Here is an 11,690-nt window from a genome sequence, read left to right as displayed (position 1 = left end):
ATGACTGGACTCTTGTTGCCAATCATCTCATCGTTTATAAATTTTTATGCTAATAATTCAAATACACCAGCCGCGCCCATTCCCCCGCCAATACACATCGTTACGATTCCAAATTGCTCATTTCGGCGTTTCATCTCATGAAGGAGGCTCAATGTTAATTTAGCTCCAGTACACCCAAGCGGATGTCCTAATGCAATGGCGCCGCCATTTACATTCACTCTCTCCTCATCCAATCCAAGCTGACGAATTACCTGAATGGATTGAGAAGCAAACGCTTCATTCAATTCGAATAATCCAATATCAGATAAACTTAATCCTGCCAGCTTAAGAGCTTTTGGAATTGCTTCTACCGGACCGATTCCCATAAGTTCCGGCGGCACTCCTGCGACTGCAAAAGAACGGAATTTCAAAAGTGGCTTGAAACCATCTGCCTCGGCTTTTTCCCGGTCCATTAGTAATACCGCTGCTGCTCCATCACTGGTTTGTGAAGCATTACCGGCTGTTACTGTTCCCGTGAGTGAAAATGCAGGCCTCAGTTTAGCAAGTACTTCCGTTGTTGTCCCTTCTCGAACTCCTTCATCTGTTGTAAATTGAACGGATCGCTCTTTTAATTTATGGTCTGATCCTACTTGCCGAAAAGTGACATCAACAGGAACGATTTCATCTTCAAATTTCCCATCTCGAATGGCCTGCGCAGCTTTTTGGTGACTGCATACTGCAAAGGCATCCTGTTCCGCACGGGTAATCCCAAATTTCTTAGCAACTTCTTCAGCCGTATGACCCATACCCATATAGTATTCAGGAGCTGCTTCTGCCAGTTTGGAATTAGGACGAACTACATGTCCCATCATCGGAACCATACTCATCGATTCAACCCCACCGGAAATGACCGTTTCAGAATGTCCGAGCATAATTCGCTCTGCACCATAAGCAATGGATTGCAGTCCTGATGAACAGTAACGGTTGATCGTAATAGCCGGTACATTGTATGGTAATCCTGCCAAGGCACCGATATTACGAGTCACATTGAGCCCTTGCTCTGCTTCAGGCATTGCGCATCCAAAGATCATATCATCAATGGGTCCATCGTAATTTTCTGCTCGTTTTAGCGTTTCCTTTACTACTAATGCACCTAAATCATCTGGTCGAACATTTGCAAGAGTTCCTTTTTTGGCTCTGCCAACCGGGGTTCTGGCTCCGGCTACAATCACTGCTTCTCTCATGCCAATCCTCCTCTTAATCAATCAAAATACGGATCTATTAATTGCGTAATGGTTTTCCTTTAACAAGCATATGCTGCATGCGCTGCTGTGTTTTTCCTTCCTGGACAAGGCTGATGAATGCTTCTCTTTCTAAATCAAGCAAATACTGTTCATCCACTTCTGTTCCATAAGGCACCTTACCGCCGGCTAAAACATAGGCAATTTTTTGGGCAATCTTCAAATCGTGCTCTGAAATATAGCCTGAATACAGCATAGATTGTGCTCCTAGTAATAGAGCCGCATAACCTGGTTCTCCTGATACCGGAATTTTTTTGCGCACCGGCGGCTTATAGCCAGTATCATGTAAAGCAATAACAGCTTGTTTCGCATCATATAACTGATGATCTGGATTAAAACTGATTCCATCGTTACTATTCAGGAAGTTATTCTCTCTTGCTTCATCAGCGGAAGTAGATACTTGGGCAGTAGCAATCGTTTCAAACACTTTAATAGCAACTTTAGTAATATCGAAATCAATACCATTCGGTAAGCTATCCAGGTGTTTAATATATAGCTCTTTATTTCCGCCTCCGCCAGGCAACAAGCCGACACCCGTCTCAACCAATCCAATATATGACTCAGATGATGCCTGGATTTTCGCGGCTGGCAGGCAAATTTCAGCTCCTCCGCCAAGCGTCATATTAAACGGCGCCGCAACAACCGGTTTATTGCTGTATTTAATATTCATCATCGCTTGCTGGAATTGACGTGTAATCATTTCTACATCAAATATATTGTCGTCCTGTACTTCCATTAAAATCATAGCCAGGTTGGCTCCAACGCAGAAGTTTTTGCCCTGGTTTCCGATAACTAGTCCTTTGTAGTTTTTATCCACTTCTTCAATTGCATAATTAATCATTTGAATAATATCAAAGCCAATCGCATTATTCGGAGAATGGAATTCTAGCAAAGCCACACCATCACCAATATCAATCAGGCTCGCACCGCTATTTTTCTTAATGACCCCTTTTTGTTTCTTAATCAACTTCAGATTTATGATTTTTTCGTTTACTTCAACCTCTTGATATTCACCATTTGCATAATAAAGGGTTCCGTTATCCCCTTCTTTATAGAAGGTTGTGTTACCGTTTTCAATCATTTGTGTGATCCATTCAGGAATATTGCGTCCTTCCTCCTGCATCCTGGCAACGGATTTCTCTAGGCCAATTGCATCCCAGGTTTCAAATGGTCCAAGCTGCCAACCGAATCCCCATTTCATGGCCTGATCGATTGCAACAATATCATCGGCAATGTCGCCAAGTAGTTCTGCTGAATAGAGTAAAGTAGGGCTGATTACATTCCATAGCAATTCACCGACACGATCTTTCGCATAAATAAGCGCTTTCAATTTTCTCGCGGCGCCTTTCTCCTGCTTTACCATATCAAGCGAAGGTGCTTTTAGCTTTTTACGCTCTACATATTCCAAAGTGGATGGGTCAAGCTCCAGTATTTCTTTCCCTTTTTTCAGGAAGAATCCCTGCCCTGACTTACTTCCCAACCAGCCGTTATCAAGCATCTTTTTCATAAATTCAGGTACTTCAAATACAGATTTTTCTTCCTCATTATCTACATTGTCATAAACATTTTTAGCTACATGCGCGAATGTATCCAGTCCCACTACATCCAGCGTACGGAAGGTTGCACTCTTTGGACGGCCAATTAAAGGACCAGTTACAGAATCTACTTCCCCGACACTGTAGCCGCGCTCCATCATTTCACGAACAGTTACCAATAAACCGTAAGTCCCAATGCGATTACCGATAAAATTCGGGGTATCTTTAGCAATTACAACCCCTTTTCCTAAAACATCTTCTCCAAATTGTTTCATCGCTTTAACTATTTCAGGCGATGTTGCTTCTGTCGGGATAATTTCCAAAAGCTTTAAATATCTAGGTGGATTAAAGAAATGAGTGCCAAGGAAATGTTTGCGGAAATCTTCTGAACGCCCTTCCGCCATTGCCTCAATGGAAATTCCGGATGTATTTGAACTAATAATACTGCCCGGCTTTCTATATTCGTCAATTTGTGAAAACACACTTTGTTTAATATCAAGTCTTTCAACAACGACCTCAATAATCCAGTCGCAATCATTAATTTTTGACAAGTCGTCTTCAAAGTTTCCTGGCTCAATTAAAGATAAATTTTTCTTGGAGGTTAACGGTGCAGGTTTTTGTTTAAGTAGTTTTTGAATGGACATTTGAGCCAATCGATTACGGACTTGCTTGTCTTCAAGAGTTAGCCCCTTTTTTCCCTCATCCGCGGTAAGTTCTCTTGGAACAATATCCAATAGCTTAACCGGAATTCCAATGTTGGCTAAATGTGCTGCAATCCCTGAACCCATGACACCTGATCCAAGTACAGCTACTTTTTTAATTTTAAGGTTCAACATTAATCCCCCTTTAATTTGAATGAATACTCATTCATTTTTATGACAAAAAAATATGGAATAAAAATCCTACATCTTTAACTATAAAAGATTTTAGAAAATTCCGCAATTAAAAAAGCCATAAAAATGGTAATTTGTTAGAAAGTTTTTATTTGGTCAAACTACTACTGGAGGTGAATTTAATGGCGAAGCTTAAAAAGAATCCAAGCAAAGAAGGAGTCAGTGCGGCAAGTGTAAAAGGCAATGCTGGTCCGCACCATGAAAAACATTATAATAAGGTAAACAGCCAAAATAACCAGTTTAAAAAATAGTCTGCACCTGTTTTATACTATGTACAAGGCGTACTTTTTCGCTCCTATTAAACGCACATAAAATACCCCAAATCTAATGATTTGGGGTATGTGTTTCATCATTATGCCATTACTGTCTCTTCCTGCATAGATATAATCGTTCCCGCATTTCCTTTCAATGCATCTAATGCTTTTTCGAGAGATGTAATAATAGTAGTACGGCCAGGTCTTGATTCTGCAAATTGAATAGCAGCTTCTACTTTAGGAAGCATACTGCCCGGTGCAAAGTGACCTTCTTCAGCCAATGCCTTTATTTCATTGGTTGAAATAGATTCCAGTTTTTGCTGATTAGGCTGATTGTAGTTTATGTAGATATTGTCTACAGCAGTCAAAATAATTAATGAGTCTGCATCCACTAATTCTGCTAACTTCTCAGAAGCAAAATCCTTGTCGATTACTGCCTCAACACCAATCAACTCGTCGTCAGATTGCATAACTGGGATACCGCCGCCTCCTGTAGAAATAACAATTTTTCCACTTTCCACAAGACTATTAATGCTCTTATGCTCCAGGATGCTGACCGGTTTCGGTGAAGGAACGACTCTTCTCCAACCTCTGCCTGCATCTTCCTTAAAGGAAGCACCAGTCTCCTGGATCAATTTCATCGCTTCCTCTTCTGTATAAAAAGGACCAATCGGTTTTGTAGGATTCTTGAAGGCGCCATCGTTTTCATCAACTACGACCCTTGTTACAATGCCCACTACATCTTTATGAATTCCTCTTTTGCTTAGGGCTTTGTCCATGGCATTTTCCAACCAGTATCCAATCATACCTTGTGACATCGCTCCGCAAGTATCAAGTGGCATTGCTGGATTTTTCTCTGAATCAGCCGCTTTTTGCTGAAGAAGGATATTTCCTACTTGTGGACCATTACCATGCGAAATGATAATATCCATTCCATTTTCAACAAGCGTTGCAAGCTGTTCAGCTGTCTTTTCTAGTGCCAGCTGTTGAGCCTTTGCACTGGCATCTCCGGATTGAATGGCATTACCGCCTAAAGCTATCACTACTTTTTTTCTTTCCATAGTTGATTCAATACCTCCAAAAATCAGTCTGTATTTAGAACTCATTAAATGGAAATAGTTCCATTGATCAATCCAACAATCGCCATACCGGCAAATACAACAAACGCTGCTGCAATAGCCAATTCTGTTTTCGTAAATACTTGTTTAATATTCGCTTCTTTCTGTACAGCTCTGTAAATCAGGATACCTGGTGCATATAAAAGCATAGTTAATAGTAAGTATCCAATACCGGCTGCATAAACCATCCAAACACCATATACACTTGCCACAATACCAACAATAATGTTTTTCACGCGATCTGCGGCAGTATCTTGTAAGGAATATTTCAATTGATAGAATGCTGTAAATGCATACGGAATTAAAATAGCTGAAGATGCCAATGAAAATGCAAAGTTATAAGCTTGCTCAGATACAAGGAATGTCAATAGGAACACTTGAATCAGACCATTTGTAATCCATAAAGAATTAGACGGAGCCCCATTTTTATTAACTTTTGCAAACCATTTAGGGAATAATTTATCCTTACCTGCTAAGTAAGGAATCTCGGATGCCAGCAATGTCCAGCCCAACCAAGCACCTAGGACAGAGACTATTAATCCAAGATTGATGAATGTTGCTCCCCATGGACCTACCATTTCTTCAAACACATATGCCATAGACGGATTAGCCAAACCGGCTACTTCTGCACGATTCATTGCACCGATAGACATAATATTAATTAATACGTAAATGATTAACGTACTAATCAAACCAATGACAGTCGCTTTACCAACATCCTTTTTGTCTTTCGCACGGCTGGATAAAACAACCGCTCCTTCAACCCCAATGAACACCCAAAGTGTTACAAGCATAGTGCTCTTTGTTTGGGACATAACATCACTAAATTTGAAGCCAGCACCAGTTCCCCAGAAGTCGTCTAAGAAAATATCCGCATTAAAAGCAAAAATACCAATAATGATAAATAGGAAAATAGGAACTAATTTTGCAATTGTTGTTATTGTATTTACAAGTGTTGCTGAGTGAACTCCTCGTAAAACTAAAGCATGCACAGCCCATAGCAATACGCTGGCACCAATGATTGCAGCTATGTTTTGTCCACCTTCAAACATAGGGATAAAGTAACCAATGGAAGAGAACAAAAGTGTAGCGTATGCTACGTTACCTAACCATGCAGACAGCCAGTAACCCCAAGCACTGTTGAATCCCATAAATTTACCAAATCCAGCTGAAGCATAGCTGTAAACTCCACCATCAAGATCCGGTCTTTTATCATTCAAGTTTTGGAAAGATAACGCTAGCGCGACCATCCCTATACCAGTAATTGTCCATCCTAAAATAATTGCACCGGGAGAAGCTGCACCAGCCATATCTGAAGCAAGGTTAAATGCTCCTCCTCCAATCATAGAACCTATAACAATGGCAATTAAGGCAAATAAGCCAATCTTTTTATCTTCTGCCATTTTTTCTTCACCTCGTTAATTTGATAATGGTAGCAGGGAATTGTGTAGAACCAATTCCCTGCTCATCTACTTATTCAATATTTCCTAATGTCAATGCCATTACAGATTTGATTGTATGCATTCTGTTTTCAGCTTGATCAAATACTTTGGAATGCTTGCTGCGGAAGACTTCATCTGTAACTTCCATTTCAGCTAATCCGTGCTCTTCATGAATCGCACGACCATAAGAAGTTTCTAAGTCATGGAATGCCGGTAAGCAGTGTAAGAAGATCACGTTGTCATTTCCAGTCATTTTGATCATATCCATATTCACTTGATATGGAGCTAATAAAGCGATACGTTCTGCGAACTTGTCTTCTTCTCCCATTGATACCCAAACATCTGTGTAGATAACATCAGCGCCGGATACTGCCTCTTCAACATTAGATGTGATTGTTACACGGCCTTGGGACTCTTTTGCTAATTCCTTAGCAAGTTCAACAATAGATGCTTCTGGGAATAAAGATTCCGGTGAACAGATACGTACATCCATACCAACTTTTGCACCGCCGACAAGTAAGCTGTTTGCTACGTTGTTACGGCCATCCCCAACGTATACGAATTTAACGCCTTTTAAGTGGCCTACATTTTCTTTCACTGTTAAGAAGTCCGCTAAAGTTTGAGTTGGATGCCATAAATCTGTAAGACCATTCCATACAGGAACTCCGGAGTGCTCAGCCAAAGATTCCACTTTTGCATGTTCAAAGCCACGGAATTCGATACCATCAAACATACGGCCTAAAACTTTAGCAGTATCTTCAATAGATTCTTTTTTTCCAAGTTGGATATCATCTTTTCCAAGATACTCAGGATGAGCGCCTAAATCAGTACAAGCTACCGTAAAAGCACAACGTGTACGAGTTGATGGTTTTTCAAATAATAAGGCAATATTTTTACCTTCCATATAACGGTGAGGAATGCCTTGTTTTTTCTTTTCCTTTAACTCAGCAGCAAAATCAATCATGTGTAAGAATTCTTCTTCAGTGAAATCTTTCTCAGCCAAGAAACTTCTACCTTTAAGGTCTGGTCTTGTTTTAATCATTTTATATACTCCCTCCAACGATAACCTTTTAATCAACTAAATCTTTTATTAAATGTCTTCACGTACTAGAGGCATGCTCATGCAGCGTGGGCCCCCACGGCCACGAGACAATTCAGAGCTTTTGATTTCAATAACTTTTACACCATGTTTGCGTAAGCACTCGTTTGAGATATAGTTACGGTCATATGTAACAACTACACCAGGTGCAATCGCCAGTGTATTGGAACCATCATTCCACTGTTCACGTGGAGCTGCGATTTCATCTCCGTCACCACAAAGGATGATTTCAAGTTCAGGCAAGTTAAGCACTTCTTTTAAAGTCTCTTTAATGTCAGTACGGTGTGTGATATTTACATTAAATTCATCAGCGCCTTTTTCAAGGATGTAAATATTCATTTTACCGCCAGGTCCCTGAATCATCGGATGCATTGTAAATTTATTGTAGTCTACCATTGTAAATACAGTATCCAGGTGCATGAATGCACGGCAGCTAGGTATTTCAATAGCTATTACTTTCTTGAATTGATTTTGTTTATTCAAGATGCTAAGCGCGAATTTTTCGATTGCTTTAGCAGATGTTCTTGCTGAAACACCGATTGCGACTACTTCTGGGCTTAATACCAGTTCATCTCCCCCCTCAATTGGGTTATGATAAGTACGGTCAAGCCATACAGGAACATCTTTACCAGCAAAACGTGGATGATGCTTGATAATATATTCCATGAACATGGACTCTCTGCGTCTTGCAGGTTCGCGCATGTTATTAATTGTTAAACCGTTTCCGATAGCTGCTGCCGGGTCCCGCGTAAAATACAGGTTTGGCATTGGATCTGTATAGAATGGATAATGGTCTTCCATCAATTCATACAAATGTGTTTTTTTGCTGATCTCCAGTTCATTTTTGCGGATACCGGACATAATTTTGTCAACCATGTCTTCATTTGAAAATGATAATAAATACTCTTTAAGATTTTCAAATGTACCCTGTACCTTTGCATTGCTTTCTTCAAGCATGCGGCTAACAAATTCCTCTTTCACTTCAGGATTTGTAAGAGATTCTGCAGCAAGCTTCTCAAGGTATAAAACTTCTATTCCTTGATCTCTTAGTGTATTAGCAAAATAATCGTGCTCTTCCTGAATAATCGGCAAATAAGGAATATCATCAAACAATAGTCTCTCCAGATATTCCGGAGTAAGATTTTCTACTTCTTTTCCGGGACGCTTTAACATTACAGTTTTTAAAGTGCCGATTTCAGAAGTAACATGAATTGGATTTGTCATATTGCCTTTCCTCCTGCACACCTTATTTTTCTTACATTTTTAGTGTAAAGGAACGAAAAAAAGAGATTTGTGATTTTTTACACACAAAAAATGTGTAAATCCTCACATAAATCTCTTTAAATAGAAAAGTTTATGTATGAATATTCAATTAATTATTTTTAATTTCCTACTTATTTCGCATAACTATGTATATTTTTTTGCATATCATACTTGAAATATAAAAAAATATTTCTTATAAATTTGCAACTGTTCTTAACCTTTCTTCCAGGGCCTCTGCTTGATGGATTGTACGGCAAATAATCATACAGGTATCATTCCCACATATAGTTGCCGCCTTCTCTTCCCACTCAAGTTCATCTAAAATTGCCCCAAATGAGTGGGCATGGCCAGGTAATACTTTTAGGATAATAAAATATTCTATTCTTTCAATATTTAATAATGCGTCTTGCATTTTTTTACGTAGTTTCATTGTGTCATTGTACTTATGATCTCCGATAAATCCATACTTCGTCCCTCCGGTCTTAGATGGATATTTTACCAGGCTTAATTCCCGGATATCTCGAGAAATGGTGGCTTGTGTAATATGCAACCCTTGCTTAGATAATTCTTCGACCAGCTGTTCCTGAGTTTTAATTTCATTATTCTGAATTACCTGCTTAATAATAGCGAGTCTTTTTTCCTTATTCATAATAAAATACTCCTTTTACTAAGTTCTATAATTCTATTTATACTCATTTGTGCATAGATGAGCAATATATTCATACAAAAGAATATTTTGTATTGACTTTCTATTCGGAATTTCTATACTATTTGTATATAAAATAATAAAGATAATATTTATGATGAAGAATAGTACTTAAAATACAAATTATAGCGAGCCGGGAATGGTGAGAGCCTGGTATTAATGGTTTTAAGGAACGCCCTTCTGAAATGCTCATTCGAACAACTTTAGTAGTTTGGGCCGGACTTTTCCGTTATAAAGTTAAGGTGGTTCATTAGAACAAGCAGAGTGGTACCGCGGGTTTACAGCCCGTCTCTTAAAGATTTTTAAGAGGCGGGCTTTTTTTATTATATTTTACTGGAGGCTGAGGATATGGATATAAAACTAGATGTAGCTTCTCATATGAATGAAGTACTAAAAGGTGACTTAAATCTTGAAACATGCTTGTCTTTGGTCGAAACCCCAAAGAACAAAGAGCATGGAGATTTGGCATTTCCCTGTTTCACTCTCGCAAAACTGTGGAAGCAATCTCCGCAGAAAATTGCAGTAACATTAGCTGACCAACTAAAGGATGAACGTTATGAGGATGTAAAAGCTATTGGACCGTATGTTAACTTTTTCCTCGATAAAAAGTCTATCAGTGAAAGAGTAATGAATACGATATTAACTGATCAACATCAGTACGGCACACTTTCTCTTGGACATGGTGAAAATATCGCAATTGATATGTCTTCACCCAATATCGCCAAGCCCTTTTCGATGGGGCACCTTCGCTCCACAGTAATCGGAGCCTCTATAGCCAATATTATTAAAAAATGCGGTTATACCCCTGTTAAAATTAATCACATTGGTGATTGGGGCACTCAATTCGGAAAATTAATTGTAGCCTATAAAGCTTGGGGAAATGAAGCAAAAGTTAAAAAGAGTCCCATCAGCGAACTTTTAAAGTTATATATTATCTTTCATGAAAAAGCCGAAACAGAACTTGAGCTAGAGCAACAGGGACGTGACTGGTTCAAAAAGCTGGAAGATGGGGACGAAGAAGCCACGAAATTATGGAAATGGTTCAAAGAAGAATCCCTGAAGGAATTCGAGAAAATATATGAGCTGCTTGGCATTCAATTCGACTCTTTTAATGGGGAAGCTTTTTATAATGATAAGATGGCAGAGGTTATAGAAATAATTGAGAATAGCGGCCTGCTTGTAGAAGATCAGGGTGCCATGGTAGTCAAATTAGAGGAAGAGGGATTAACACCTTGTTTAATCAAAAAATCCGATGGTGCGACTCTTTATGTAACACGGGATTTATCAGCTGCTTTATACCGTTACCGTACCTACGACTTTGCCAAGGCTGTATATGTAGTCGGAAATGAACAATCCTTACATTTTAAACAGCTTAAAGCTGTTTTAAAGAAACTTGGATTTGACTGGGCTGACGACATTTCACATGTACCATTCGGAATGATTATGAAAGACGGCAAAAAAATGTCGACTCGTAAAGGAAGAGTGGTCCTCCTCGAGGAAGTGCTGGCCGAATCAATCGAGCTTGCTCGTAAGAATATTGAGAATAAAAATCCTGATTTAAATAACAAAGATGAGGTTGCAAGACAAGTAGGCGTAGGAGCTGTTATATTCAACGATTTGAAAAATGACCGTATGAATAATATTGAATTCTCGCTCGAAGACATCCTAAAATTTGAAGGTGAAACTGGTCCCTATTTACAATATACAAATGCTCGTGCCCATTCTATTCTTAGAAAGGCCTTTACTCCTGCTAGTGCATCAGCAGGCTTGAGTGATGAATATAGCTTTGATATTGTAAAGCATTTGCTGGCATTTCCATCCGTGATTGAGCGGTCTTTCAAAAAAATGGAGCCATCCGTTATTGCTAAATACTTGATTGACTTGGCTCAATCATTTAATCGCTATTATGGACATATACGCATATTAGAGAATGACAGTGAATTGCAAAATCGCTTGGCTTTAATAAAATCAATTACCATCGTTCTTGAAGAAGGCATGCATTTATTAGGAATGGAAGCACCGCAGGAAATGTAATCCCAGCTAACCTTCAATAAAAAATATCGGAGAACCGCTTCTATGATACACGGTTCTCCGATATTT

The 11,690-nt window shown here is 39.1% G+C and carries 9 protein-coding genes and 1 other annotated feature; of the genes, 2 read left to right on the top strand and 7 right to left on the bottom strand.

The genetic code is table 11. The annotated features are described in order from the left end of the window. Nucleotides 1-44 precede the first annotated feature (44 nt). A complete protein-coding gene (locus A8L44_RS12355) occupies nucleotides 45-1,223 on the bottom strand; it encodes an acetyl-CoA C-acetyltransferase (RefSeq protein ID WP_066106459.1) in 1,179 nt (392 codons plus the stop codon). Nucleotides 1,224-1,260: 37 nt separating this feature from the next. After that, nucleotides 1,261-3,651: a 3-hydroxyacyl-CoA dehydrogenase/enoyl-CoA hydratase family protein gene (locus tag A8L44_RS12350; protein ID WP_066106456.1), complete on the bottom strand. Its 2,391-nt coding sequence runs from the start codon at nucleotides 3,649-3,651 to the stop codon at nucleotides 1,261-1,263. A gap of 179 nt (nucleotides 3,652-3,830) precedes the next feature. Here A8L44_RS12350 and A8L44_RS18580 point away from each other — a divergent pair, with 179 nt between their 5' ends. Continuing rightward, nucleotides 3,831-3,959: a YuzL family protein gene (locus A8L44_RS18580; protein WP_077248114.1), complete on the top strand. Its 129-nt coding sequence runs from the start codon at nucleotides 3,831-3,833 to the stop codon at nucleotides 3,957-3,959. Between the two features lie 101 nt (nucleotides 3,960-4,060). Here A8L44_RS18580 and arcC read toward each other — a convergent pair whose 3' ends face one another. From arcC to argR, 5 genes are all read right to left on the bottom strand, one after another. Beyond that, a complete protein-coding gene (gene arcC / locus A8L44_RS12345) occupies nucleotides 4,061-5,023 on the bottom strand; it encodes a carbamate kinase (protein ID WP_066106453.1) in 963 nt (320 codons plus the stop codon). 44 nt (nucleotides 5,024-5,067) lie between these two features. Further along, nucleotides 5,068-6,483: an arginine-ornithine antiporter gene (arcD, locus tag A8L44_RS12340; protein ID WP_066106450.1), complete on the bottom strand. Its 1,416-nt coding sequence runs from the start codon at nucleotides 6,481-6,483 to the stop codon at nucleotides 5,068-5,070. 70 nt (nucleotides 6,484-6,553) lie between these two features. Next, nucleotides 6,554-7,564: an ornithine carbamoyltransferase gene (argF, locus tag A8L44_RS12335; RefSeq protein WP_066106447.1), complete on the bottom strand. Its 1,011-nt coding sequence runs from the start codon at nucleotides 7,562-7,564 to the stop codon at nucleotides 6,554-6,556. A gap of 48 nt (nucleotides 7,565-7,612) precedes the next feature. After that, a complete protein-coding gene (arcA, locus tag A8L44_RS12330; protein ID WP_066106443.1) occupies nucleotides 7,613-8,845 on the bottom strand; it encodes an arginine deiminase in 1,233 nt (410 codons plus the stop codon). A gap of 232 nt (nucleotides 8,846-9,077) precedes the next feature. Next, a complete protein-coding gene (argR, locus tag A8L44_RS12325; protein WP_066106440.1) occupies nucleotides 9,078-9,533 on the bottom strand; it encodes an arginine repressor in 456 nt (151 codons plus the stop codon). 142 nt (nucleotides 9,534-9,675) lie between these two features. After that, nucleotides 9,676-9,886 (top strand) — a binding site (T-box leader). Between the two features lie 52 nt (nucleotides 9,887-9,938). On the opposite strand from argR, the gene argS reads away from it, so the two are divergent. Further along, nucleotides 9,939-11,624, top strand: a complete 1,686-nt coding sequence (gene argS / locus A8L44_RS12320) for an arginine--tRNA ligase (RefSeq protein ID WP_066106437.1) — start codon at nucleotides 9,939-9,941, stop codon at nucleotides 11,622-11,624. Nucleotides 11,625-11,690: the final 66 nt, after the last annotated feature.

It is taken from the genome of Bacillus sp. FJAT-27986 (assembly GCF_001685035.1).
GTDB lineage: Bacteria > Bacillota > Bacilli > Bacillales > Pradoshiaceae > Pradoshia.
Note: the sequence above shows the minus strand (reverse complement) of the source record. Positions and strands in the feature narration are given on the sequence as shown.

Coding starts and splice junctions, on each gene's coding strand:
- arcA (WP_066106443.1), bottom strand. CDS start 8,845: ATGACAAATCCAATTCATGTTACTTCTGAAATCGGCACTTTAAAAACT.
- argF (WP_066106447.1), bottom strand. CDS start 7,564: ATGATTAAAACAAGACCAGACCTTAAAGGTAGAAGTTTCTTGGCTGAG.
- argR (WP_066106440.1), bottom strand. CDS start 9,533: ATGAATAAGGAAAAAAGACTCGCTATTATTAAGCAGGTAATTCAGAAT.
- A8L44_RS12355 (WP_066106459.1), bottom strand. CDS start 1,223: ATGAGAGAAGCAGTGATTGTAGCCGGAGCCAGAACCCCGGTTGGCAGA.
- argS (WP_066106437.1), top strand. CDS start 9,939: ATGGATATAAAACTAGATGTAGCTTCTCATATGAATGAAGTACTAAAA.
- arcC (WP_066106453.1), bottom strand. CDS start 5,023: ATGGAAAGAAAAAAAGTAGTGATAGCTTTAGGCGGTAATGCCATTCAA.
- arcD (WP_066106450.1), bottom strand. CDS start 6,483: ATGGCAGAAGATAAAAAGATTGGCTTATTTGCCTTAATTGCCATTGTT.
- A8L44_RS18580 (WP_077248114.1), top strand. CDS start 3,831: ATGGCGAAGCTTAAAAAGAATCCAAGCAAAGAAGGAGTCAGTGCGGCA.
- A8L44_RS12350 (WP_066106456.1), bottom strand. CDS start 3,651: ATGTTGAACCTTAAAATTAAAAAAGTAGCTGTACTTGGATCAGGTGTC.